The sequence below is a fragment of the Pseudochryseolinea flava genome, assembly GCF_003286915.1.
GTDB lineage: Bacteria > Bacteroidota > Bacteroidia > Cytophagales > Cyclobacteriaceae > Ohtaekwangia > Ohtaekwangia flava.
The window spans coordinates 407,590-433,589 of sequence record NZ_QMFY01000001.1; the positions used below are offsets into that span (position 1 = coordinate 407,590).

A 26,000-nucleotide genomic window follows, 5' to 3' on the forward strand; every position below is an offset into this window, starting at 1 on the left:
TGATGCAACAAATTGACCAGCCCAAAAAAATCGAAATTCGCGAGTATTTGAGCCGTATTATCGATGTGATCGTAGCAACGCATCGAAATCCGCACCTCACGGTTTCATTTCAGCTTGACATCAATCCGATTGAATGTTCTCCTTATACAGCGATGAATATTGCGCAGCTCGTCAAAGAATTAATCGAAAATTCATTACGGCATGGCTACAGGGGCCGCGCTTTCGCGCAAATCAGCATTACCTTAAAAGAACAAGGGAGCCAATGTTCGTTAGTTGTTGCAGATAACGGCGGCGGCATGAACGGAAATAGCGATCCCTATAAAGATGTCTCATCGGGACTACATCTCGTTTCTGTATTTGTTGCCAATTTAAAAGGGCACGTCCGAATGATTCAGTCACACGGAACACGGTTCGAAATTGAATTTCCGAAAAATTAATTTCTACGCGCCTTCATTTGTCTGCTTAATCAGAAAAGCCGCCCACTTACTCATTCTCGATTCCCACCGACGCAATTTTTCTCGAACATTGTTTCATGATCGCGAAGTCAAAATTGGTTTTGAAAGTTTTGCAGCTTGGTAAAAGCTTGCAATCTCTTTTTAACACCATGGAGATTTTTCGAAGTGCGATGCTAATCAATAATGTGTGGTTGATCACGGCGGTGATGTTGACAGCATTCTTATCGATGCTATTTCTGCAACGAAATCAAAACGCGTAATCCGTATAGCGCACACGAGTGCGAAGACTTTGTTGTTTCACTGAATGATTTGGTGACCGTTTTATGAATACGAACATGACTATTGAAAGGGATGAAGATGGCACGCGCATAATTTGCAGCGGCGAATTTAACGCAGCGCGGGCAATCGCAATAGAGCAACTACTCGGGCAGAGCATGACGCGACGTGGTCAGGAGACCCTCGTGTTGACGCATGTTACGACAATGGACATCACGGGTATCAGGCTCGCGTACGCATGGCGTCGTGCGTTGGAGCTACAAAACAGAAATGCAAAAGTTGTGTTGCCAGCAAGTGGTGTAATCGGTAACCTTTTGGAGAGAACTGGAATTGCAAAATTGTTTTGATTAAGGATAACGATCGTAAATGAAAGAAATGAAGAAACGTATACTCGTAGTCGAAGATTTTGCAAGCATTAGAAAGTTTGTTTGTGAAACATTGGGGCGACGGGGATATGCGACGATCGGAGCATCCAACATGAAAGAGGCTTTGTCGCTTCTCGAGTTGGCTAGCGATCAAATTCATTTGGTGCTTACAGATTACAACATGCCTGATGGCACAGGCCTTGACTTGCTTACATTGATAAAAGAAAATGACGCGATAAAAAATATTCCCGTGATCATTCTCACAGCGGATACAAATCCAGATCGAATCAGAATGGCAAAAGCTGCGGGGCTTGCTGCATGGGTGAAGAAGCCTTATCGCGCGGAAACATTATTTACTGAAATTGAACAAGCTATAAAGGGCGGATGCCCACACATAGTTTAAAGGTCTCATACTAGGGGTTAGGGACGGCATCAATTACTTTTTCTTCATTAAGATGCCAAAAAACTGAGATTGGTAGCAGACGGTTGGCAATCTCTTTCTTTTTTTAAAGCGCGTGTGTATTCCGATCTTCTAACTGGTATAGTGTTTGTCGCCGCGCGGAAAATTCCGGTAGCATCAGCGCTAACGGTATGAGTACACGTCGATTACATTTTTCAAAAATTGTTATAACGCCATACCGTCTCATCATCTTTCACCTGAAAAATCGAGTCGTGATGTTACCCTCTACACCGCGGTCTTTTTCCCTTTTGTATCTCCTCCTTTTTCCGCTTACCTGAGTGGCTATACGCACAATACTTTTACTGCCGAATCGATTCACAGCGGATTCTGAAAAGCTGCAAAAGAGTAAGAGTTAAAACATGATTAAATGTTATGCAACCACAAACGTTACTGTTCCATTTATCTGGGTTGTTCCCCCAACGTCTGCACATCGTGCGCTTAGGTCTGCTTCTCATCGCGATGATCACAACATCGATGCAACTGATCGCTCAAGAATATTTTTACTATTACAAGGGCAAGAAGCAACCACTAACACTCAACACCGACTATGCCTACATTGTAGCACCGGGTAGCATTGGCGATGTTCAACAGCTGAACGCAATGCTGAATAGTAAGGCCGTAAGCACAAAACTAAATCGCATCGAACAAACACGAACGTTGAAATCTGTAGATGCAAATCTTCCTCCACAAGGTTTTTGGGGAGAATTGAAACTTCAAAACAAATTATCGTCTACACAATACCACAGCTATCTGAATCAATTAAAAGGAGCTGGCTTTAAGATTGCTTCACCATACTTCAGCAACGCCGCGGAGAAGAAGATTGGACTCACACAATATTTTTACGTGAAGATTAAATCCGCAAACGATATTGCATTGCTCCAAAAATTTGCACGCGATAACAAAGCCGTAGTAGTTGGTCAAAATCAGTTTATGCCTTTATGGTTTACACTCTCTACAACAGAGGCATCAACCAAAAATGCACTTCAGTTAGCCAACAGTTTTTATGAATCTGGATTGTTCACTTACGCAGAACCAGATTTGATGACCGAAAATGACGCCACAGCGCCCAACGATCCCCTATATGCGAGTCAATGGGGACTCAGCAATACAGGACTCTATGGTGGTACCGTTGGAACAGACGTTAATGCAGAAGCCGCATGGGAGTTGACAAAAGGATCACGCGACGTAATCGTTGCTGTTCTTGACGAAGGTATCGAGATGACACATCCCGACTTAGCAGGAAATATTTTCGGAACAGGCTTCGATAGTGAATCGGGAACTTCACCCGCGTTGGTTCTTGGTAATCATGGCACGGCCTGCGCTGGTATCATTGGCGCGATACAAGACAACAACGTTGGCGTTACAGGTGTTGCGCCGAATACGAGATTGATGTCGGTTAGCAATTCGCTGTTAGGCACACCGTTGTCTAGACAAAAACGTGCAGATGGTATCAACTGGGCGTGGATGAACGGTGCAAGTGTCATCAGCAATTCATGGGGATCTGGTGTTGCTTACGCGGTGATCGACGATGCAATCGACAACGCGTTGACGAATGGCCGTGGCGGACTCGGAACGATCGTCGTGTTTGCTTCGGGAAATAACAATGCAGGCGTATCATATCCTGCTAATAGCAATCCAGACATCGTTGTTGTTGGTGCAATGTCCGAGTGTGGTCAACGTAAGAGCCCGACATCATGCGATGGTGAAACCACTTGGGGAAGTAACTTTGGTCCTACACTCGATGTAGTAGCACCGGGCGTGCTCATGCCTACAACGGATAGGCAAGGCGCAGGAAGTGGCTACAATAGTGGTAGTGCGATACATCCCGGAAATAACGGAACTTGGTTAGCGTCAGATTTTGCCGACACAAATTATACAACATGGTTCAATGGAACATCATCGGCGACGCCTGTTGTTGCCGGTGTTGCAGCATTGATTCTCTCTGTTAACCCTTGTCTAACACATGATGAAGTGGAAGACATCATTGAAGCGTCAGCACAAAAGGTAGGTGGTTATGCGTATGCGGTTTCAGCCGGTAGACCAAACGGAACATGGTTCAATCAAATGGGATACGGTCTTGTAGATGCAGAGGCTGCCGTTCAAGATGCGCTTGACTTACTTCCGTCTAAAAGTGGCTTCGATCTTTTCACAAAAGATCGTCCATTTGATACTGGTGTCGAGCCGAATGCCGATACCGGGCCGATGTGGATCAGTGAAGACATCTGGGTGAGAAGAAATGCAGATGGCGGTGCATCACATCAAAATCCAGAATATAAAACATCATCACCGAACGCAGTATATGTACGCATTACAAACCGTGGTCGCTTAACCAGTACATGTGCAAATCTCTCGTTGTATTTTACAAAAGCATCAACAGGACTTGTATGGCCGACACATTGGTCTAATTATTTCCAAGCTACTTCTGCGGGAAGCATTCTTCATGGCGACAAAATCAACACCGTTTCCATCCCAGAAATTGCTCCTGGTGCAAGCTATGTTGTAGAGATCCCTTGGTTCCCACCTAACCCATCAGATTTCGACGCCGACATACACCACTTCTGTTTGTTATCGCGCATTGAATCACCTTCCGATCCGATGTTCAACGAACAAAATGGTGTAGGCGTAAGCATCAACGTAAAAAATAATAATAACATCGCATGGAAAAACGTAAGCGTCCTTGACGAAGAATCAGACGGAAGTGAAGCCGGAACTGCAGTCTTTATCCGAAACGTCGAACGTAAAGAATCTTATCTTGCGCTTCGCTTCTTTGACAGAGGATTCAAAGAAAACTTTAAGATCCGCTTCTTCGAGCGTGGTGGACAAGCGATCATTACCGGCGACAAATATTTCATGGAGCGACTCAAGACTGCAAAAATAAGCGGTAGTGTCAAACAGCTCGATGAAAAGACCATCCTCATCTACGGAGCAGACGCAGCCATTGGCGCGCTATTGGTTAAACCAAAAGAGACATTCTTGATTCAGCTTAAAACGAAAATTGATTTGGCCGAAGGAGAAGAGACAGTGCTGGATGTATTTCAACAAAATGAAAACACGAAAGCACTTGAAGGTGGGGAGCGATTTATCATCCGCCCAGGAAAAGATCAGAAAGGTTTGGCAATTATTGCTGACGATAAACGATCAACGATCACCACGTATCCTAACCCTGTAAAAGATGAGCTAACGGTTAAGTATACGACCTCAACCGAAAGCAGCGTTGTGAAAATTTCAGTGAACGCACTTTACAATACTTCGAAACAATCTGTGTTGTTCGAAGGCAAGCGACAACGCGGTGATCATCAAGAGCAGTTTAACGTGAAGAGCTTACCGAAAGGAATTTACTTGATCACCATACAAGTAGATGACCAGGTTTTGACCGAGCGATTCGTCATCGAATAGAAATAGTTGGCTTTAATCACGAAACAGGTGTCTTTTATCGGGCACCTGTTTTTTATTTGTAAACACTGGAATCTATCTTTGACCTGTTCGGTTTACGTTGAATGCACATGAAAAATGAAATTCCTGTCCTTGCGTCAGACTCCGTTTTCACATCCGTTGATCTCAAAAAATCAAGCAAAACAAATTCTGTTCAGCAATTTACATTTCAATATAAATGCTTGTGGCGCGATAAAATTCCTGTGCACCGCACTGACCAATACATGGTCGTGATGGTATTTGAAGGCGAAGGTATTCAGACTATCGGGCTTCGTGAGTATAGCATTGCGGAAAACATGATCTGTTTTATTGCACCGAATATGGTTTCATCGTGGCATGCAACGAGCGATAGCAAGCGAGGCTTCTCACTTACGTTCTCTGAGGACTTTTTTAATATTGGCAGAACTGACAAATCGTTCCTGTCATCACTTCCGTTTTTTCAGCTCGACGGCAATCCAGTGTTTCATTTGACGCCCGAAAGTTTTGCATATTTCGAATCATTATTCAGGCTACTCGAAGCAGAGTCGTTGAATCGTGAAGCTGCCAGTGATGATGTAATCCGTGGATTTCTTTTTTCACTGATGAATAAAGCGTTGTCACTTGAAGCAAATTCTCATCGTGTTGTGAACGTTACCAATCCGAATCTCCGTTTACTCAAACAGTTTACAGGTTTGTTTATGCAAGATTTTAAACCACTTGAAAAAGGAGAAAGTATCAGGCTTCAAAAAGTTTCAGCATATGCCGATTCCCTTGGCGTTTCCCAAAACCATCTGAACGACATCGTTAAAAAATTGACAGGAAAATCAGCGGGACAACTAATACAACAACAGCTTGTGAGCCAAGCAACTGTTTGTTTAAAGCATTCGTCGAAGACCGTTTCTGAAATTGCCTACCAATTTGGATTTGAAGATCCTTCGTACTTCGCACGATTTTATAAAACACAAACAGGACAAGCTCCATCGGCACTTCGTTAACATCTTTCCTGGGGCAACTTAGATTTTCATCTTCCATAAAAAGTACCTGACGATCCGTAAATCGTCCTAACCACGCCGTGACACTACATTGCACCTTTGTTCCACGACAACGACGTCGGAATCAAATAATGTAGTTATGGAATATAGACAACTTGGTCATTCGGGGCTTCGTGTTCCGGTTTTAAGTTTGGGCACAGGCACATTCGGCGGAACAAATGCGTTCTTCAAAACTTGGGGCGAAACAGATGTCAAAGAAGCATCACGACTCATCGACATATCGCTGGACAATGGTTTGAATTTTTTTGATACAGCCAATGTGTACTCTGGCGGCGACGCTGAACGCATACTGGGTGCTGCGCTAGAAGGCCGTCGCGACAAAGCAATTATTGCTACGAAATCCACCTTTACAACGGGACCTGATGTAAATGATTCCGGATCTTCACGCTTCCATATTCTAAGAGAAGTAGAATCTAGTTTGAAAAAATTAAAAACAGACTACCTCGATCTCTACATCATGCACGGATTCGATAGCCGAACCCCACTGCATGAAACATTGTCAACGTTAGACCAGCTCGTCAAGAGTGGAAAGGTTCGATACATTGGTGCATCAAACTTTACTGGTTGGCAGTTGATGAAATCGCTTAGCGTTTCAGAGAAGTTGGGTCTAGAAAAGTATGTTATTCATCAAGCGTATTATTCACTGATCGGAAGGGATTTTGAATGGGATTTGATGCCAGTAGGTCAAGACCAGCAGATTGGTACAATGGTTTGGAGTCCGCTTGGCTGGGGAAGACTCACAGGAAAAATACGTCGTGGTCAACCTCTCCCTGAAGGTAGAATAAAATCTGGTGGCGCAGCGGGCGGTCCAGAAATTGACAACGAATTGCTTTATAATGTTGTTGACGTACTGACAGAAATTTCGAAAGAAACAAACAAAACAGTTTCACAAATCGCATTAAACTGGCTTCTACAACGACCTACTGTTTCAAACATCGTCATTGGCGCGCGCAACGAAGACCAACTCCGGGAAAATCTTGGTGCGGTTGATTGGAAACTTTCAGTCGAACAAATCGAGAGACTAGAAAAAGTATCTGCACAAACACCGCGATATCCATATTGGGTTGGTGCACGATAAACAACTCAAATGGCAAACAAGAACTGGATCGTAATGCCAGTTCTTGTTTTATCTTATACAAATTAACGGCTTAGTAAACTCAGCATTGCTTCGCCAACAGACTTCGCTGATTGAGGATTTTGCCCCGTAACGATACGGCTATCAGTCGCTACATGGTTCTGCCATAGTCCAGACTTTTCAAACTTGGCGCCGCGCTCAATGAGTTTCGTTTCTAGTGCAAAGGGCACAACCTTCTCTAACCCAACAGCAATCTCCTCTTCATTGGTAAACGCATTTATCTTTTTGCCCTCTACCAGATACTTGCCATTACTCAGTTTAATATTCACCAAACCAGCGGGTCCGTGACACACCGCACCAACAACACCGTTGCTCTCGTAAATAATTTTTGCAATCTCCGCCAGGGTAACGTTTTCTGCAAAATCCCACATCGCACCGTGGCCACCAGCATAAAATATAGCAACATATTCCTTCGGATTGACTTGTGAAGGTTTCAATGTATTCTCTACTTTATGGCGATGTGTTTTATCATTCCAAAACTTATTATTCACCGAATCATCGAGATTAAATCCATCAACAGGAGCTTTTCCACCTTGAGGACTTACAAAATCAATTTCATATCCGGCATTGTGAAGAACTTCCCAAGGATGTGAAACTTCACCAAGGTAATAGCCAGTTGGCTCGCCAGTACTTCCCTTTTTGTCGTGACTGGTTACAACGAATAGAATTTTCTTTTTCATAGTCTGTGATTTTTTTGATTGCGCACCTGCCAGATTGAATACAAATATTGTTAACCCAATCGCAAGTAGGAGGTTCTTAAAATGATCATAGATGCTGCCCATATTTTTTATTTTTTTGATACCTCAAAATTGGGCAACGGGAAATCAATTGTCACAGGAGGTAAATCACAAGTTTCGTGTGACCTATATCACACTACTGAGCCGAGAGGCGGCTCAGCGTTTCTCTCGATACACCAAGGTAAGAGGCGATCAACGTTTTCGGGACACGTTGAAACAACGATGGGTGCTGCTTAAGAAGTTGTTGATATCTTTCTTTTGCATCATTATTCATCAACGACAAAATGCGCTGTTGTAAAGCAATGTATCCGAAGTTTGACTTTCGTCGAAAGAAGTGTTCAATCTTATGAAGATCAGCACACAACTTCTCACGATTTACCAATGATAAACAAAGGACTTCTGTATCCTCGAGGCAATCAACGTTCAACGTGGCATTTACCTGATTGAAGTATGCCTGGTAATCACAAACCCACCAATCTTCCATCGCGAATTGCAAGATATGTTCCTTCTGCTCATCATTTGTAAATGATGCCTTTACAAGACCGCTCACAACAAAAAAATCATTTGGCACAGCGTTGCCTTCTTGCACCAGAAATTGATGCTTTCTAAACTTCTTCGGCGTGAAATGAGAAAGTATATATTCGAACTCCTGGTCAGATATTGGCGTAATTCGTTCGATATGATGTTTGAGGGGATGAAGCATACGCGAAGATAACGATGAAAGATATGCTAAGCGAGTTCCGGCTGCGTCGCGCTTCTAATCCAATTCTTTTATGACGGCCTTCAATTGATCTAACTCATTTAGATCATCCTTAAATTTTTGGCTCTGGCGATCTTTAAACGCGCCGAGTTTATAGGCTATGAAGAGAATTAAAAAAGCAATTGAAATAGGAATAAGACGTTCAAACATCGCCGGCCAAAAGCCAAGATTGTCGATATTCTTTGGCAAGAAAGACAACGGAAATAAAATCGTTTGGCTTACAATAAATACATACAAAATATATTTCATGAATTTCTGCGGCCGCTCATAAATGGCAATGATCTCAGCTAGGGCGCTCCTTACACTAGCATAATCGATCGTGATATTATTCAGGCGTCGATACGATAAAAACATATTTACCACGATCACCACCAAGCACACACAATAAATAATCATCGGAACGAACTGGATTAGATACGTATAATCAAATGGGTTTCCAATGATTACCATGAGCCCGGCGCACATACAAAATGCTAACCAGCCAAAACCTATCCAGTAATTGCGTTTCACCGATTGAAATCTATTTTTTGAACGGTCGGCAATCATCGATAAGATGAGTCTTTCATTCAACAAATTTGTCGCTTGTACTTTTCTATCAAGCTTCTTCCATGCTTCCTTTAAGGCATCGGTATTCATAAGTCTAATGCTTTTACGATTTTTTCTAACTTAGATTTGATGCGGCTGATCTTCACGCCCACATTCGACAAACTAATCCCCAGAATGTCGGAGATCTCTTGATAACTTTTCTCATCGAGGTAGAGCATGATAATACCCTTCTCTACCTGTGTCAATTGTTGAATAGCCTGCTGCAATACCTCCATATCATCAGCCTGCTCCATCTCTGGCAACTGAAGCTCACGCATTGAAATACGCTGCGATATGGGCATACGTTTTTCCTTTCGCAAATATGAAATTGCCGTATTCAACGCGATACGATACATCCATGTGGTGATTAAAGCTTCATTTCGGAAGGATGGGTACGCGCGCCAAATCTGCATGACGATCTCTTGAAAAAGATCCTCCTGATAGTCACGATCGGCGCCATACAAGTGGCAAACCTTGTAGATCAGGCCTCTATGCTGATTGATCAGTGCGACAAACGCTTCTTCCATTGCTAAATTTCGACATAAGTCTCAACCAAAGCGCGCTTTCTTACACGACAACCGCATTATTTTTTCCGGCATTGGGATTCAACAGAAACGTCATCTAGTGATAATAGCCTTTAACTTCAAATACATCCTCCTGAGAAACAACGGCTAACAAAATGAAAAACTTCCAGTCGTGCGACTATTTGATTTATTGTGTTTGCTGCAAAAAAATAATTTACAATTCAAATGAATTTCTAATTCGCGAATTGGAACACTGGCAACGTTTACTGCGTTTTGACTACAAATTAAATAAAGACATGAAAGCGAAACGCACAATGTTAGATTATTGTCAGGCGATCTTAGAGAAAATGAGTTTTAGTGAAAAGCTTTTCGTCAAAGAGTATCGCAAAAGTTTGCAGTGGCTTTCTAACGCAGAGGCTATCCTTCTCAACCAGTGGGTTTATCGAACATTCGAACCCGCGTTGGTAAGACAGTTGCATTCCTGACTTCTTCTCCCGTCTTCATTTTGTCGAAGGCGGGAGAAGATATTTTTAATCGATAACTATACCCGCGCAGTAATATTCATTTGATCCAGTTGTTGCTCATAGAGCCGCGTTGCCAAATCCTCATCTTCAATCACATAGCGAACACCAATGTACTTGATCGGATTGCGATCATCATCTAATACAGGCGAGATCACTGCGTCAACCCAATAGTGGGTACCATCTTTTCTTCTATTTTTAACAATACCACGAAAAACTTCTCCTTTTTTTATCGAAGTCCACATTGCTTTGAAAACCTCTTTTGGCATATCTGGATGACGGACCGTTTTATGCGGTTTCCCGATCAGCTCTTCGCGCGTATATTGCGACACCTCGCAAAACTTATCGTTGATGTATGTAATTGTACCGAAGAGATCAGACTCAGACATAATTGTTGACGTATTGAGTGCAACAACACGCGCATCTAATTCACGATTCAACTTCGCCGTCTGCTCCATCTGTCGCTGAATTTCGTCTTGCGTTGCCTGCAGCTCTTCCATGTTCTGCTTCAATTCTTCTTCTTGCGCCTGTAACTCTTCTATATATTGCAGTTGATCATGTTCCGCCTTCACGCGATCTGAAATATCGCGTACAATCAGTGTGTAAATGCGTGCATCACCCAAGTCCGCGCTATTAACAGAAAACTCCGCAGGGAACATCACGCCGTCTGATTTTACAGCGTCTAGTTTTTGTGTCTTACCTGCACCATGTTGTTTTAATAAAAAATCTTTGAACGAAACTTCCTGATGATCTTGATGAGCAGGCGCGACGATGAGGTCTACATGCTTTCCGATGATTTGATCAGCATCATAACCGAATAGTTTGACACCTGCGTTGTTGATGGTTTCTATTATTCCCTTTTCATTGCTGGTAAGGATAGCATCAACAGCGGAGTCCAGAACTGCGTTTAGCTTGCCGTTCTGCGCAATGGCTTCCCGCGATTTCCGTTCAACAACTTCCTGCGTTGCGTGGAGCTCCTCTAAATTCTGTCGAAGCGTTTCTTCCTGACGCTGCAATTGTTCCCCTTGCTCGCGACTTTCAACCAAAAGTTTTTGTGTGCGCTCATTTACTTTGATCGCGTTGATCGCCGAACCTAGTATTGCTGCAACTTGAACAAGGAAGTCGATCTCAAATTGACGCCAAACTTGAAATGAAGCAAGCTCCAAAACGCCTTCCTTATCTTGATGATTTTTCAAGGGTACCAAAATCAAACACGACGGCGTTGCTTGGCCTAATCCCGACGTAATCGAAATATACTCTTTCGGTATTTCTTTCATGAAGGTCACTTCACCCTCAAGAAATGCCTGCCCAACCAAGCCCTCGCCGAGACCGACGGTTTTCTTTAAAAACTTCTTTCTCTCGTAAGCATAGCATGCCCGTAACTCCAAATTTTCATCACCTTGTACATCGGTAAGAACAAAAATCCCGCCTTGATTGGCTTTCATGTATCGAACCAACTCGCAAATAAAAGTGTCAAGAATTTGATCGAACGACTTATTCTGCGCACGCACAATCTCAGAAAATTTGGCAACGCCCACAGCTGCCCAATTACGTTGCTGCTCTTGCGAAGAAACGTCAATCATACTTGCCTTCATGCGGACCAACTCGCCGCTCAATGTTCCGGCATTTAAGTGCAACACTGATTGACCCATCCCCGGGTAGTCGTGGTTATAATTCCCGTTTGCAATGTGACGTACAAATGTCGCCGCATTTTTAAGATAATCGTCAACATGTTTCGTAGTCACGATCTGGTTCGATCCATCATTAAAAAGCTCCTTACGAATACTGCCGGTTACATCTTTTTGAACAAGAATTAAATTGCGATCAAGTTGACGCAACGACAAGTAAACAACAACGATCGACAACACACCTAGACAAAGTCCCGCGTAGAAATAAAGTTCATTCTGCGTAACATACAACAAACCAAACAGCACTAAAGCGCTGCCCATCATTGGCACTCCCAACATTCTTCTCACCATCATTCTATTCTTTTGCTCAAAATTAAAATGAGGCTGTTGGGATGACTATGTTGCCGATCATTGGAAATCCTGATTTTCGTCAGGTTTCTAAAAACTGACACAAGCAAAAAAAGCCACCTGCTGAAGACAAGTGGCCTTAGTAACGGTTACAGTGCGCTGAAATTTACCCTTTTAATTTCATAAGCAAATAAGAGAACTGTAGCGCGGCAATTTTTGCGCGTTGGTCGTTCGTAGATGATCCTGCATGCCCACCTTCGATGTTTTCAAAATAATAAACCGGATAACCGAATTCCGTCATGCGGGCTACCATTTTTCGTGCATGTGCCGGATGAACTCTGTCATCGCGTGTAGAAGTATAGAAAAACACTTCTGGATATTTTGACTTTTGTTTGACGTTATGATACGGAGAATATTTGCTGATATACTTCCATTCTTCAGGTTTATCTGGATCACCGTACTCACCCATCCAACTTGCACCCGCAAGCAAATGATTGAATCGTTTCATATCCAGGAGTGGCACAGCACAAACTACAGCGTTAAATAATTCAGGTCGCTGCGTGAATGCAACACCGACCAAAAGTCCGCCATTACTGCCGCCAGAGATCCCCAAATTTTTGCTTGATGTAATTTTCTTCGAGATAAGATCTTCTGCAACAGCGTAAAAATCATTGAAGACTATCTGTCGTTTTTCTTTGAGTCCGTCTTGATGCCACTTCGGACCAAACTCACCACCACCACGAATGTTAGCCAACACATAAACGCCGCCATTTTCCAACCACGCATTTCCAATAACCCCAGAGTACGATGGCAACATTGGAACTTCGAAACCACCATACGCATACAGTAATGTTGGATTCTTTCCATCATACTTCACATTTTTTGAAGCGACAACGAAGTAGGGAACCAACGTTCCGTCTGTAGATTTCGCTTTGTATTGCTCGACCTTGAATTTGCTTGCGTCAAAAAATGAAGGCAACGATTTATATACTTTCATACTATTATCGTTGGCATCTGCGACATACAGCGTTGATGGCGCTAAGAAATTTGTGAAGCTGAAAAAATAAAGATCAGAGAACTCATCGTCGGTAGCATTAACAGCGATGTTTCCAAAATCTGGTGCATTGACCTTCTTACGCGTCCACATACCATTATCAAACGAATAGATATATAGCTCACTTTTCACATTCGTCAACAGATTAACAAGTAATTTCGTTTTAGTTGTTGAAGAACTTGTAACGCTTGTAAATTCATCTGGCTGAATAATTACACTAACACGATGCTCTCCTGTTATAAGCGCCTTAAAATCAAGACTGATTAGCGATCCCTGCTTATAGGTGTTCCCACCCACATTCCAATCAGATTTAAGTTCTACAATCAATTGATTATTAAGAATGCCGTTGATACTTGCATCATCCTGAAGGCTAAGCTTAATAAGTTTTGAATCAATACGAACAAAATTAGAACGGGTATAGAACGTGATTCCTCTTCCGAACATGAGATATTTATTCTCCCCGTCACGCATCAGATATCCGTATGCCGATACATCTGTCGAATCGCCCTCCATCACAAGCTGCGCATCTTTCAACGGTGTACCGCGTTTCCAAATTTTAACTTGACGCGGATACCCAGAAGTGGTCATTGTACCTTCTCCGAAATCGACAGAAACAATCAATGTATTTTCATCGAGGTAACTTCCACCACCTTTAGACTCTGGAATGAAAAAACCATCCTCTATGAAAGCTTTTTTATTCACATCGAACTCCCGCGTCTCTGTGGCATCGCCGCCGCCCTTCGACAAACTGACAAGAAAACGATCGTACTTCGGATACAAGCCTCCCGCTCCTTTGAAGACCCATTTTACATTATCCTTTTTTGACATTTCATCTAGATCAATGAGTATATCCCAAGACGGATTTCCCGAGAGATAACTTGCCTTCGTCGCGCGTCGCCAAATACCCCTAACGTGTTCTTTGTCCTGCCAAAAGTTGTATACAAATTGATCGTATATGGCTGGCATCGCAATGCGCTCATTAGAATTGTAGATTTCTAAACTTTTGTCATATATCTTTTGATACGCCTTTTCGCGCGTGAGCTTGTTGATAGTCATTTCATTTTTTTGCTTGACGAACTCAAGTGCTTTTTCGCCGTTGACTTCTTCGAGCCATAGATAGGGATCTTCGGACTGTGCTTGGGACATGCTTTGATAAAATATAAGTAAGGAAAATAATAGGATGGTTTTCGTCATGTTCAGCTAGGTTAGGTTATCGGTCTAAAAGTAAACATTTTTTATATCGTGCTACCAGCCGCTGATACACATCAGGTATCATTTTTTAGATTTCACGCACTACTCGCTACATTCTTAACTTAACATTATGGCAAAGATCTTTGCAATCGAATGGCTGTCGGCAGATGGCTATATGGCTGGCCCCAATAATGAAACAGATTGGTTTGCTTGGGATTCAGACATCGCCGCTTACTACAAGAACATCCAAAAGCAAATGAGTACTATTTTGATAGGACGAAAAACATACGAAACCATGGTTGCCTATTGGCCAACGGAAGCCGCCAAAGAAGAAGATCGAGACATCGTTACGCACATGAATGACAGCAAGAAATATGTATTCTCTACATCATTACATGAGGCGACCTGGAAAAATACATCGATCATCGAAGCGATCGACACTAATTCTATCAATGAAATCAAAGCAAGTTCAAGTAGAGACCTTGTCCTGTATGGAAGCGCTTCAATACTAACACAACTTGCCAGTCATAACCTGATTGATGAATATCAATTCATGGTCAGTCCAATTGCGCTTGGAAAAGGGAAGACTGCGTTTTCCCATATTGCACAGCCTATCCCCTTGAAACTCAAAAATGTCGTTCATTTCAAAAACTGCGGCGCACTACTCGTCTATGCGCCATAAGATCACAGTGCAATTGACGCGGTTATTCCTATCGCATTCAAAAAATGTACGTCATGAGAAATAACCATCACTGTTCCTCTATAATCATTAATGGCGTTCGTCATGATCTCAATATTTTTTAAGTCTAAATTATTTGTGGGTTCATCTAACACCAGCAGGTCCGGAGTCTGATCACCGATGGTTAACGCACATAATATTAGTCGCATCTTCTCTCCGCCACTGAGCGACTTGCAAGGTTTATCCCAATCATCTTTCGAAAAAAGGAATCTTTTTAAACGAGCTTTGATTTCATGCTCCGGTAACGCACGCTGATTGAATTGTTGTGTCTGATCGTAAACAGACAAATGATCATCGACCACACTATACTCTTGGTCAACATACATTGATTTCAACATTGCGCGTTCGACAACGCCTACACTAGGCTGGATATTTCCTAAGATGATATTAAGCAAAGTTGTTTTTCCACTGGCATTTACGCCCTTGATAGCAACGCGATCTCCACTTCGAATCTGAAAACTTTTTGGCTCTTCCCATAACATTTCCTCACCGTACGAGAAATTGATCGATTGCGCCGTTACCAACACTTTTCCATCGTGAAGCTTTGAATTCAGAAGATCGACTTTCATCTTGTCAGTAATGGGCAAGGTGCTTCGAAGGTCATGCAGTTCTTTCGAGAGTCCACGCAATTTATCAGCATGTACTTCTTTCATTTTCGCAGTACTTCTTTCTGCGCTATTCTTCAAAGTCTTCATCATGATTGTTGGAAGCCCCGCCTTCTCTTGCTTTTTCTTTCCCCGTGAGTCTAATTTTTGTTGTCGTTCCATCGATTCGTTCTCGATCGCCGTCGCCTTCCGTAACGACCTCTCCTTGCTCCTCACGGTTTCCATCAGCGCCTCATTCTCAATTTTTTTCTGCTCCATGTAAAAATCAAAATTTCCGCCGTAGTATCTCAGGCCACGTTTACTCAATTCAGCGGTAACGTGTAAAAGATTGAGCAACGTACGATCGTGACTAACGACGACCAACGTCTTGGCGGTAGCGGTTAAAAACTGATACAGCAAGTGTCGTGCATCTCGATCTAAATGGTTGCTGGGTTCATCAAGTAAAATAATATCGGGTTGATGCACAGTTATACCCGCGAGAAACACCTTGGTCTTCTGTCCACCACTAAGCGATTGCATTTCTGTTTGCAGATTGATGTCGCCAAGTTGCCATTGTAAAAAAGCCTCATGACAACGTTCTTCTATTGACCAATCATTATCGAGCGATTGCATATTAGTGTCGGATACATCACCTTGAAGAATAGCAGACAGTGCCCGAAGTTTCGAATCAACACCCAACACCTCGGCAACTGTCAAATGATTAAACTGCCCGACGATTTGTGGAACGTAGTATGGACGTGACGCCGCGATGACAACGCCATCACTACACGCAAGTTCACCCGCTATGATTTTCAGCAACGTAGTTTTACCGACGCCGTTATCTCCGATAAGCGCAGTTTTATCGCCGCTTGACACGGCAAAATTTAAATTGGTGAATACACCATCACCATTAGGATGTTTATAGGTAACACCTTGTAGCGTAAGCATAATATTTCTTTCTTATTGAATAAAACAAAATCAAAAAAGCCTTCATACGGCTGAGATCCTTGTTTGAAAGAAATGCTACATGTGTATTGAATAGATTTTGTGCTGGCAAAGATATGGATTTTTCAGGAAAAATTCAGAATCTTTAATCAATGTCGTTGACATAAGCAAACTCCTTCAGGTATGGATTAAGCTTTGATTATCGACCCGCCGTTGTTGAAACAAAACCGTGAAAAGATTTCATATTTTTGCAATCCATGAACTCCGCCCTCGTACGTGCTCTTCATATGCTTACTCACCTTCCGCCGGAGGAAGAATCAAAGCTTCTATCGATAACACACGTCGTTGCGATTAACAAAGGTGAGCCTTTTATTCGCGAGGGAACGGTACCTCAAAAGTTTGCATTTGTGAATAGGGGACTTTTTCGATACTACTATTCAAACGAAAAAGGTACCGAATTTACAAAAGGGTTCTTCGCCGAAAACAGCTTCATCGTTTCGTATACTGCCATGAGCAAACAGTTACCATCGCATTATTCGATTGAAGCGCTCGAAGACGCGGAAATAATGGTCATCGACTACGCCGAATGGTTAAAGTTATTCCGCGCCCATCCTTGCTGGACGAAATTCCTACTCTCGCTTATCGAGAAGGGCTATATGAAGAAAGAGGCACGTGAACGCGAACTTCTTATTCTTAACGCATCGGAACGGTACCGCATTTTTCTAAGGGACTACCCACAATTAGAGCACCGCGTGAAACAACATCAAATCGCTTCATACCTTGGCATTACACCGGTCGCTTTGAGCAGAATCCGTAAAGAGATGACCTTATAAAATGCAAAAAAATACTTACTGTCATTAACATAGGTTAATGCAATTAGTGCGGGCGTCGTGTTCTTTCGTAAATGAATATGAAGCTACACAAACAAACCATCCTTATCACGGGCGGAAGTTCTGGTATTGGATTAGAACTTGCCAAGCAACTTGTTGCAAAGCAAAACAACGTTATTATTTGTGGGCGCTCTTCAGAACGCCTATCACAAGCGAAAGCTGAAATTGGAAATGTCCACACATTCACTTGCGACGTTTCTCAAGCCAGGGATCGCATCGAATTAATGGCATGGATATCGGCTTACCATCCCGCATGCAATATGCTGGTTAACAACGCAGCCATCGTTCACCGGACTAACTTTTGCGATGATCCCGAGATGTTGGAGAAAGCGGAACGTGAAATCAACACCAACTTATTTGCGCCGATAGCGCTGACAAAAATGTTTCTTGCCTTCAGAGACAACAAACCCAGTACTGCCATCGTCAATATCACAACGGGGTTGGTATACGCACCGCGGGCAGTCTACCCGATCTACAACGCTACAAAAGCCGGGTTACATGCATTTACACAAGTACTTCGTCATCAAAATGCGGAGTTGCCTTTAAAAATTATCGAAGTAATGATGCCTGTCGTGAATACACCATGGCATCAAGGGCATGCTCCAAAAATAGCGATCACGCCTGCGAAAGCCGTTCGCGAAATGATCACGGGTATTGAAAAAGGTAAACAGGAAATCAAAGTTGGTGCAGTAAAGCTTCTTTACATCCTCGCGAGAATTGCGCCATCTTTTGCGTTCAAAAAAATCAACCAGATATCTTGATGAACCTAACTCAACACAAACTCCCGTGTACAGCACAAAAAGTGCAAACCACGTCCCCATTAGTTTCGACGTAAGTTGCAAAAAGCCCTGAAAATTCTTGCGCCCTATGTAAAGCCAGGCATGACCGCCCTGCTGCTCACGAAAATTGTTCGACTCAAAACGTAACACCTCCTTTGAAAAGCTAAAAAAATGGTTGTCAATTTTTCGGTAGCCAATTACCGACGCCTATAGTTTCTTCGTGCAAAGAAATTTATGATCCGAATCGTCGTTTGTACCATCGCATGTAGTTTTATTCCCATCGTGACAGCCAACTGTCAATCTTCTATTGACCTCTATGGCCGCCTACCGCATATCATCAATTATCAATTCTGTGAAACCGCTGTTACCTATTCGCAAGCCGCTTCTTTCGGTCTTACTTACCGGTATAAAAAATTCTTCAACGATTTCGGTGCTTATGTCGCAAGCGATAATCACTATGGATACTACTGTTACTTTGGCCATCCCGTGGTCGAAAAACCGCTATCACATCGTATTTTTGCAATGAACATATTCGGTGAAGTGGCTTATGTTCCAAAACAACAAGAACAATTTCAGACTTGGGTGAAAATGGTAGGTGTCAGTCCTGTGTTTGTTGTACCCATCGATCACGGAGCGTTGGCCATTGCGATAACATGTGGCGCTGCATTTTCTAACGAAGTAAGTTTGACTACGCGCATCATTTTCAATTATTCACTTCCAATCATCAACGGCAAAAAATGACAACGTTAACGTTTCAACAAAAATATGACGCCATGTATCGTAAGGATGCATCTTTTGATGGCGTGTTTATCACAGCTGTAAAAACAACCGGCGTATTCTGTAGACCTGTATGCACCGCACGTAAGCCAAAGCCAGAAAACGTCGTGTTCTATGACACTACCGAAGAAGCGATACTTCATGGATTCCGACCTTGTCAAGTCTGCAAACCTATGCTCCAGCCAGATCAAATGCCTGATCACATCAAAGCGCTTGTCGATGAAATAGTAGCAAATCCCGAGCTGCGTTTAAAAGATGGAGACCTCAAGCTTCGTAACATAGAGCCGTCGCAACTTCGTCGTTGGTTTAAAAAGAATCACAACATCAGTTTTCAATCATTTCAACGTCAACTGCGAATTAACAACGCCTTCACAAAACTACACTCAGGAGAATCCGTCACAGCATCTGCATACGATGCAGGTTACAACTCACTAAGCGGATTCAATGAAAGTTTCAAATCCATATTTGGCGAAGCACCTACCTCAGCAAAAGAAAAAAGCATCATCAATATCGCACGTTTCACGACGAAGCTTGGACCGATGTACGCGTGTGCCACACAAAGTGGCATTTGCCTGTTAGAGTTTACAAACCGCAGAATGTTAGAACGTGAGTTCAACGATTTAAAAAGATTGCTGAACGCAGTGATTTTGCCTGGAAAAAACATTTATCTCGCTCAGGTTGAACGTGAGATAACGGAGTACTTTAACGGCGTAAGAAAAGAGTTTACTGTTTCTCTCCATACACCTGGAACAGAATTTCAAAAATCAGTATGGGATACATTAAGACGTGTTCCATACGGAGAGACGCGTTCCTACAAAACACTTGCTTCGTCCATGAACAATCCGAATGCTGTACGCGCTGTCGCTTCCGCAAATGGCTTCAACCGCGTAGCCATCATCGTTCCTTGTCATCGCATCATTGGTGAAAATGGAAACCTAACAGGTTATGGCGGCGGCCTTCCAAGAAAAAAATGGCTAATCGATTTCGAACGCGAAAAAAATCAATAACCCCCGGAATTATGAGCCTTACGTTTCAACGGTTCAAGTAAATAATCCAAACCATTGATTTTGATTTCATAAATTGTAGCGAGTAACATGCCTAATTTTCCAGGTGGGAAACCTTCTTTTGCAAACCACTCAAGGTAACTTACTGGTAGATTACAAAGCGTCGTGCCCTTATACTTTCCAAATGGCATGGGCATGCGTACGATTGTAAGAAGAATTTCTGAATTTGGTTCGGCTGTTTCCACGCATTTATCAAGAAGTAGCAAAGGTAAGAAGGTTTATCGTTGGCGCAATGAATATACATTCACCATTAATCAATTCTTGAAAGCATGCTGTACATTGCGACATGTTTAGTCGTGAAGAAACATCTCGCATTAAAGAAGAGTTTTGGACAACTTTCGGAAGATACATGAGCCCTGTTCCTTCCGTAGAGGGTAATAAGATTAATTGGATAAACTACCACACCGGCTTGAAGCACGTTCATTTCAGAATGATCACCGAATCCAAATCTGCGCTCATCGCCATCACCATCGAGCACAGAGACCTCGAAATACAATCGTTATTTTTCGAGCAATTTCTCGAACTAAAAACATTACTGCATGCAACACTACAGGAAGAATGGCATTGGAAGCTGCATGAAACAACGTCGTCAGAAAAGATTATTAGCAAGATCTACAAAGAACTAAACGGAGTTTCTGTGCTTAACAAAGCGCAATGGCCAGAACTCATCTCCTTTTTTAAGCCACGCATCATTACGTTAGATGAGTTCTGGTCCGATGCCAAGTACAGCTTCGATAGTTTACGGTAGTCTATTTGCTTCTACCCTGCGCGTGTCGCCCATAATCAACGCGAGTTTATAAATCATCCCGTCTTCATTTTTATCGAATTCTACTTGCATATCGCCTTCCAGAAAATAAAAGCGATTTGTGCCATGCTCTGCGCGTAGCGTAAGCGTTGGTTGTCCATCTGCCACCAATGAAAGCCTACCATCGACGACTGTCACTTTTATGTCAAATCTCGAACATGTATAATTGCCTTCATATTTCCTAAGATCCTCGTGCGACAACATCTCCTCCGTTTTAGTGAAAGGCAAAACATATTTCTCATTAGAAAAAATATTTAGAACAGCGCTGATGATCGATTGCATACCATAGCGTACTCCATTGGTGCAATACGCGATCGCTAATTTGTCATCGGGATAGTAGGTTAACATTGCATGAGACGCGAGATATCCGCCACCGTGACCGAACCCTTCCTTTTCCAAAAACGGCATGTTAAAAATTCCAAAGCCGTACATGTCACGCATCGTAGTCATTTGCGCTAACGATGCTGACGCAAGAAGTTTCCCATTAAATAAACTATAAATAAACTTTGCCATATCTGTGGGTGTTGCCACGATACCGCCCGCGGGCCCAGGAATAGGTGCACCAAATTCTCCCTCATCAACATATTGCCATGCATCGTTCGCATATTGATATGTTTCCGCTTTGTTTACAACCTTCTTTAATGTAGGAGATCCATAATAAGTATTCTCTAATCCAATAACATCGGCGATTCTTTTAGTCAATATTTTTTCGTAAGATTTTTTCTCGAGTCGCTCAAGGATATATCCCAAGAGTACATAGTTAGAGTTGCTGTACTCAACACGCTCACCAGGAAAAAAATCCGCAGGATACGAAGCGATCTTTCCCACGATACCCGGGTCATTTTCGATCACCTTTTCTTTTAATGAATCTACCGGATGCGTGAAGTCATGAATCCCGCTCGTATGACCAAGCATGTTTGCAATCGTGATACTATCTGCATTTGTTACTTGAGGAAAATATTTAGCGAGCGAAGTTTTCAGGCTAATCTTTCCTTCGGCAATGGCTTGTAGGATCATCGTAGCGGTATACATTTTCGTTATGGACCATATACGATATTTGGTGTCCACGTTAGCGAGAATCTTCTCACCGGTACGCACCGTTCGAAAACCTATGGCGCGTTGATAAGCAACTACGCCATTCTTCATTACACAGATACTTCCCATGGCTTGATCGTTTTTTGATAGCCAATCGAAAAGATCATCTAATTTCCTCTTCTGTGTTTGCTGACCAAAGGTCGCTGGGGGCGTAAGCAAGAGCAAGTAATACGCCATTGCTAAACATACATATTTTTTCATGTCGATATTTTTTAACAACAGTACCGACAATTTGAAAGTCAATTGAAAAAATGTGACTAACAATCTTGATTTTGTGATGAAGATGCGCGCTAACCGTTCGAATGTTAGACATTAAAAGATTCGTAGTGGAAAACTTTCTCTTCGAACTCGAGCAGCACACCGTCGTCCTCTGGGTAGTAGACAGCGCTCTCGTATTGATCGCCGGCAAACTCTTTAATGGAAGCAATGCTATCCCATTCGGTGACCGTATAAAAATGTGCACAATCCGGATCGATGCGACGCCAAACCTTTACCGATATGTTGCCGGAAATTTTCTTATAATCCGCCGTGCCCTTGTGAAGCAAAAAATTAAGATAGCGATCTGCATTTTCGAGCGACGTTCGCCCATGCCAAACTCGAGTGATCATTGAAGAAAACTTTAATGGTAATTGATTCTAGAAAATTGTAAAGGGAGATTGACTCTTTCTATCAATGTCGATTTGAAATGTCTTAGAACAAAATAGCGCGATGTCCCGATCGGAATACTTTTCAACCAGGTAGAGCATCAAATTTAAGAATGAAAACGCGCCACCATTAGTATATACGCCGCCTTGATCTGTAATGATTCGATCGTACACCAACTTTACATTGGGAAACAATTTTCGAAAATGATTGTACGCAGCCCAATGTGTCGAACATTCTTTGCCGTCCAAGATTCCAGCAGATGCAAGTAAAAATGCACCGGTACATATACTCGCAACTTCTGCACCTTGATCATAACGATTCTTTATCCATTCTACCAGCTTTTGATTTAATGGGATTGACTTTTGGTAATTGTGATTAAGCGACGGAATGATAATCAAATCAGTACGTTTAATCTTCTTAATATTTATGGGGTGAGCTGAAAACCAGTTTCCATGAAAGCGCACCGTATCCGACAGACCTGCCAATTCAATTTTAAAAACCGGTTGTCGACCTGCGCGTGTCATCACATCGTTCGCCCTGGAGAAAATTTTTAAGCTACCAACGATGCTACTCAAATTGTTTTCTCCTTCTGGTACCAGGATCGTAAGATGTTTCATGTTATTAAAGTTACACCTCAACATTATGCGGACCAACATTTTCTCCCATAGTTTGACAGAAGTGGCGCCGACCGAAAAACAAAAAACCCCGGGCATTCCGAGGGTTTTGCACATCTTTTCGTTGTTAGTGTCAGGCGCGTATTCGTTGAGGATATCCGCGAACGACCTGTTGTGAAGCGGATCGCGGTACTTTATTGGATCGCCGTCATGCGAGCGATAAGTATTACCGTTCAATAATTTCACAAGACGATCGCGCCGGTTACCAAACACAAAAAAGCGATCGATGTCGGCTAGTCTTTGTTCAAGATCAAAATCTTTTACACGAACTTTTGTAATCATATTTGGTTGCACGCGCAAAACAAATCGCCAAGGCTCAATAAATCTGAACATCTTCACTGGCTTTTTTGAATATTGAAAGTGAACGGTAACTTCATGGAAGTAGAAACGCTCTTGCTCCGTAAACTTCATTCGGTCAAATTGCCACGCATATAAATCCTGCAACCGCTGATCACGGTCTACATAAATCTTCTTTCCTCTGTGTCGACGTTTCTTTAAGAAATCCTTTCGCCAACTCCATTGTCGTGTGTTGATCTTTCGCAATAACTTTTCAAAAAATGGCCCTTGCTTTGATCGCTTCACATCGTCGCGTAACACAAATGTTCTAACGTATCCCTGTTCTACCGGAGGCTTAAGATCGACATATCCTAGTGCACGTATATCTTTCCGAATGGCGCGTTCTTCGCTGTACATACGGCGCAGCATTTTCTCCTCCGCTTCTATCTGCGATCGCTTCCGTGCTCTCGCCGATCGGAGTCGACTATGTACTATAAATTCGTTGCTATCCATACACTTAATCTTTTGCCATCCTTACAACGCGTGGTAAAAATTCGCCTTCGATAGCCACAAGCGTCGTCTGGCTTTTCATCACCAAATCGATGTCTTTGTATGCCAGCGGTGCTTCATCAACCCCACCTCCAATCAGCGTCACATTTTTACTTTGTAGTTCCTTTTTCAAACTGCTCATGGTGAAAGAATTTTTTGCGCGATCACGCGACATCTTTCTGCCGGCTCCGTGTGCCGCAGAATTTAACGACACATCATTTCCAAGTCCACGTACGATGTATCCTGCCGCGGTCATACTTCCCGGAATAATCCCAAGAACATCTTTCGCAGCCGGAGTCGCACCTTTCCGATGAACAATGTAGTCGTCGTCACCAATTCGTTCACGCCAAGCGAAGTTGTGATGATTTTCAATGTTTAATACTTGCTGAATACCCAGCGCCTCACAAAGATTCTTATGAATCCTATCATGACATGCTTTTGCATATTCACCTGCCAGATTCATAGACCGCCAATATTCTTCACCGGCCTCACTATTAAGGTCAAGCCATGCCAGATGTTTTGCCTCTCTTGGAAGCTTACATGTATTCATGGCAATGTTCGTGTAATGCTGCGCGATGTTCGCGCCCAAACTTCTTGATCCTGAGTGCGACAATAGTGCAGCATATCTTCCAGCAGGCAACGAGGTTTGATTGCCCTCATATAAGGTCACCACACCAAACTCCACGAAGTGATTTCCAGATCCTGAACTGCCCAGTTGTTTCACAGCTTTTCCATGCAGCTTTTTCAAGAGTGGCATTAGGGAAAAATCCGGATGATCAAGAACGTCATGATGTTGATCGAAGTCAAGAAAACCGTCATTACCAAAGTGTGTGTAATTTTCAAGCGCCTTCTTCAATTCATATCGTTTGTCTTCCACATAAGCATCGGTTTGTTCCAGAATCGTGAGACTCATTCTGCAGCCAATGTCCATACCGACCCCGTATGGAACTACCGCATTCTTCGTGGCAAACACGCCGCCGATGGGAAGTCCATAGCCCTGATGTGCATCCGGCATTAAAGCTCCCTTCTCAGCCACTGGAAGTCGCATCGCAAGCGCCATTTGATTGATAGCACTTACTTCAATATGCTTACTTCCAAAAACATCAAAGTGCTTAGGTTCATCATTAAGTTGAAACACTTCAAAAGGTTCCGCTAGTAGTATTTTAGCCGCAACTTTATGAGCCAGTAGCCCTAACGTTGCATGTTGCAAATACGATTCCGGGGTTTCCAGTACATGCTGAATAATTTTTAACTTCTCATCATTCGGTGTATGCTTAAAATGCCTGTTCATAATATTTAAAGCCACGCTTCGTGCAACATCCGACGGAAAATCAATTGCCGATAATAATTTTATATCTAATTTCTGTTTGGCCATAATTATAGCACCTCAGTTTTCGAATGAAAATGAGTATAGAGAATCATCAATCGTGCGCTTCTTAGTAAAAGAGCGTAACAGAATGATGCTCAAAGCGTGTGCTGAGCTCGGTTATTAAGTAAATTTTTAGATGACGACAGCTATCGTGACAAGTATTTTGTCCGTGCTGTTAAAGGGCGATATGTAAACTTAAGACCAACATAATTTCCTCTATTTAGATTGAACACAAGAGGTGAAATGCTTTTACAAAGCTAGCCGAAGTTTTTTGAACCACAATAGGAAGTTACAAAAAACGATTATT

At 42.6% G+C, this 26,000-nt stretch carries 25 protein-coding genes; 13 read left to right on the forward strand and 12 right to left on the reverse strand.

Going from position 1 to position 26,000, the window contains the following annotated elements; genetic code table 11:
- Positions 1 to 2 precede the first annotated feature (2 nt).
- From DQQ10_RS01830 to DQQ10_RS01860, 6 genes are all read left to right on the forward strand, one after another.
- Positions 3 to 437 carry an ATP-binding protein gene (locus DQQ10_RS01830; protein ID WP_112745089.1) on the forward strand — a complete coding sequence of 145 codons (435 nt, stop codon included), beginning with the start codon at positions 3 to 5 and terminating at the stop codon, positions 435 to 437.
- A 353-nt stretch (positions 438 to 790) separates the two neighbouring features.
- Positions 791 to 1,078, forward strand: coding sequence for an STAS domain-containing protein (locus tag DQQ10_RS01840; RefSeq protein ID WP_133259505.1), 288 nt, complete (start codon positions 791 to 793; stop codon positions 1,076 to 1,078).
- Between the two features lie 28 nt (positions 1,079 to 1,106).
- On the forward strand, positions 1,107 to 1,499 hold the full coding sequence (locus DQQ10_RS01845) for a response regulator (protein WP_165823769.1): 393 nt from the start codon (positions 1,107 to 1,109) through the stop codon (positions 1,497 to 1,499).
- Positions 1,500 to 1,928: 429 nt separating this feature from the next.
- Positions 1,929 to 4,952 (forward strand): S8 family serine peptidase, encoded by a 3,024-nt coding sequence (locus tag DQQ10_RS01850; protein WP_112745093.1) that lies wholly within the window; start codon positions 1,929 to 1,931, stop codon positions 4,950 to 4,952.
- A 107-nt stretch (positions 4,953 to 5,059) separates the two neighbouring features.
- Positions 5,060 to 5,962 carry a helix-turn-helix domain-containing protein gene (locus tag DQQ10_RS01855; RefSeq protein ID WP_165823770.1) on the forward strand — a complete coding sequence of 301 codons (903 nt, stop codon included), beginning with the start codon at positions 5,060 to 5,062 and terminating at the stop codon, positions 5,960 to 5,962.
- A 136-nt stretch (positions 5,963 to 6,098) separates the two neighbouring features.
- On the forward strand, positions 6,099 to 7,097 hold the full coding sequence (locus DQQ10_RS01860) for an aldo/keto reductase (protein ID WP_112745095.1): 999 nt from the start codon (positions 6,099 to 6,101) through the stop codon (positions 7,095 to 7,097).
- Between the two features lie 62 nt (positions 7,098 to 7,159).
- On the opposite strand, the gene DQQ10_RS01865 is transcribed toward DQQ10_RS01860, so the two are convergent.
- From DQQ10_RS01865 to DQQ10_RS01880, 4 genes are all read right to left on the reverse strand, one after another.
- The gene (locus DQQ10_RS01865) at positions 7,160 to 7,834 is read right to left on the reverse strand and encodes a type 1 glutamine amidotransferase domain-containing protein (RefSeq protein WP_112745726.1); all 675 of its coding nucleotides are present in this window, start codon (positions 7,832 to 7,834) and stop codon (positions 7,160 to 7,162) included.
- A 193-nt stretch (positions 7,835 to 8,027) separates the two neighbouring features.
- Positions 8,028 to 8,594 carry a Crp/Fnr family transcriptional regulator gene (locus DQQ10_RS01870; RefSeq protein ID WP_112745096.1) on the reverse strand — a complete coding sequence of 189 codons (567 nt, stop codon included), beginning with the start codon at positions 8,592 to 8,594 and terminating at the stop codon, positions 8,028 to 8,030.
- Positions 8,595 to 8,648: 54 nt separating this feature from the next.
- Positions 8,649 to 9,287, reverse strand: a complete 639-nt coding sequence (locus DQQ10_RS01875) for a hypothetical protein (protein ID WP_112745097.1) — start codon at positions 9,285 to 9,287, stop codon at positions 8,649 to 8,651.
- A complete protein-coding gene (locus DQQ10_RS01880; protein ID WP_112745098.1) occupies positions 9,284 to 9,763 on the reverse strand; it encodes an RNA polymerase sigma factor in 480 nt (159 codons plus the stop codon). The genes DQQ10_RS01875 and DQQ10_RS01880 overlap by 4 nt, the downstream gene beginning before the upstream one ends.
- Positions 9,764 to 10,056: 293 nt before the next feature.
- On the opposite strand from DQQ10_RS01880, the gene DQQ10_RS27725 reads away from it, so the two are divergent.
- Positions 10,057 to 10,245: a hypothetical protein gene (locus DQQ10_RS27725; RefSeq protein WP_133259506.1), complete on the forward strand. Its 189-nt coding sequence runs from the start codon at positions 10,057 to 10,059 to the stop codon at positions 10,243 to 10,245.
- Between the two features lie 56 nt (positions 10,246 to 10,301).
- On the opposite strand, the gene DQQ10_RS01890 is transcribed toward DQQ10_RS27725, so the two are convergent.
- Entirely contained in the window at positions 10,302 to 12,263 is a 1,962-nt protein-coding gene (locus tag DQQ10_RS01890) for a PAS domain S-box protein (RefSeq protein ID WP_112745100.1), read from the reverse strand.
- A 160-nt stretch (positions 12,264 to 12,423) separates the two neighbouring features.
- On the reverse strand, positions 12,424 to 14,505 hold the full coding sequence (locus DQQ10_RS01895; RefSeq protein WP_112745101.1) for a prolyl oligopeptidase family serine peptidase: 2,082 nt from the start codon (positions 14,503 to 14,505) through the stop codon (positions 12,424 to 12,426).
- 127 nt (positions 14,506 to 14,632) lie between these two features.
- Here DQQ10_RS01895 and DQQ10_RS01900 point away from each other — a divergent pair, with 127 nt between their 5' ends.
- Positions 14,633 to 15,184 (forward strand): dihydrofolate reductase family protein, encoded by a 552-nt coding sequence (locus tag DQQ10_RS01900; protein WP_112745102.1) that lies wholly within the window; start codon positions 14,633 to 14,635, stop codon positions 15,182 to 15,184.
- Between the two features lie 2 nt (positions 15,185 to 15,186).
- On the opposite strand, the gene DQQ10_RS01905 is transcribed toward DQQ10_RS01900, so the two are convergent.
- Positions 15,187 to 16,773, reverse strand: a complete 1,587-nt coding sequence (locus DQQ10_RS01905) for an ABC-F family ATP-binding cassette domain-containing protein (RefSeq protein WP_112745103.1) — start codon at positions 16,771 to 16,773, stop codon at positions 15,187 to 15,189.
- Between the two features lie 254 nt (positions 16,774 to 17,027).
- Here DQQ10_RS01905 and DQQ10_RS01910 point away from each other — a divergent pair, with 254 nt between their 5' ends.
- The 4 genes from DQQ10_RS01910 (at position 17,028) to DQQ10_RS01925 (ending at position 20,223) form a co-directional block, all read left to right on the forward strand.
- Complete coding sequence (locus DQQ10_RS01910; RefSeq protein ID WP_112745104.1) at positions 17,028 to 17,603, forward strand: Crp/Fnr family transcriptional regulator; 576 nt, start codon at positions 17,028 to 17,030, stop codon at positions 17,601 to 17,603.
- A 77-nt stretch (positions 17,604 to 17,680) separates the two neighbouring features.
- A complete protein-coding gene (locus DQQ10_RS01915; RefSeq protein WP_112745727.1) occupies positions 17,681 to 18,421 on the forward strand; it encodes an SDR family oxidoreductase in 741 nt (246 codons plus the stop codon).
- A gap of 252 nt (positions 18,422 to 18,673) precedes the next feature.
- Entirely contained in the window at positions 18,674 to 19,180 is a 507-nt protein-coding gene (locus DQQ10_RS01920) for a hypothetical protein (RefSeq protein ID WP_112745105.1), read from the forward strand.
- Positions 19,177 to 20,223, forward strand: a complete 1,047-nt coding sequence (locus DQQ10_RS01925; protein ID WP_112745106.1) for a bifunctional transcriptional activator/DNA repair enzyme AdaA — start codon at positions 19,177 to 19,179, stop codon at positions 20,221 to 20,223. Before DQQ10_RS01920 ends, DQQ10_RS01925 begins: the two co-directional genes overlap by 4 nt.
- On the opposite strand, the gene DQQ10_RS01930 is transcribed toward DQQ10_RS01925, so the two are convergent.
- Positions 20,217 to 20,465 carry a DUF3820 family protein gene (locus tag DQQ10_RS01930; protein WP_112745107.1) on the reverse strand — a complete coding sequence of 83 codons (249 nt, stop codon included), beginning with the start codon at positions 20,463 to 20,465 and terminating at the stop codon, positions 20,217 to 20,219. The two genes, DQQ10_RS01925 and DQQ10_RS01930, sit on opposite strands and share 7 nt — an antisense overlap.
- 101 nt (positions 20,466 to 20,566) lie before the next feature.
- Between DQQ10_RS01930 and DQQ10_RS01935 the strand changes: the two genes are divergently transcribed.
- Positions 20,567 to 21,028, forward strand: a complete 462-nt coding sequence (locus DQQ10_RS01935) for a DUF4268 domain-containing protein (protein WP_112745108.1) — start codon at positions 20,567 to 20,569, stop codon at positions 21,026 to 21,028.
- Here the strand turns inward: DQQ10_RS01935 and DQQ10_RS01940 are convergent.
- The 4 genes from DQQ10_RS01940 to DQQ10_RS01955 form a co-directional block, all read right to left on the reverse strand.
- A complete protein-coding gene (locus DQQ10_RS01940) occupies positions 21,020 to 22,381 on the reverse strand; it encodes a serine hydrolase (protein WP_112745109.1) in 1,362 nt (453 codons plus the stop codon). The genes DQQ10_RS01935 and DQQ10_RS01940 overlap by 9 nt on opposite strands.
- 104 nt (positions 22,382 to 22,485) lie before the next feature.
- Positions 22,486 to 22,788: an antibiotic biosynthesis monooxygenase gene (locus DQQ10_RS01945; RefSeq protein WP_112745110.1), complete on the reverse strand. Its 303-nt coding sequence runs from the start codon at positions 22,786 to 22,788 to the stop codon at positions 22,486 to 22,488.
- 27 nt (positions 22,789 to 22,815) lie between these two features.
- Complete coding sequence (locus DQQ10_RS28070; RefSeq protein WP_221409651.1) at positions 22,816 to 24,288, reverse strand: GlxA family transcriptional regulator; 1,473 nt, start codon at positions 24,286 to 24,288, stop codon at positions 22,816 to 22,818.
- 4 nt (positions 24,289 to 24,292) lie between these two features.
- The gene (locus DQQ10_RS01955; RefSeq protein WP_112745111.1) at positions 24,293 to 25,699 is read right to left on the reverse strand and encodes an RtcB family protein; all 1,407 of its coding nucleotides are present in this window, start codon (positions 25,697 to 25,699) and stop codon (positions 24,293 to 24,295) included.
- Positions 25,700 to 26,000: the final 301 nt, after the last annotated feature.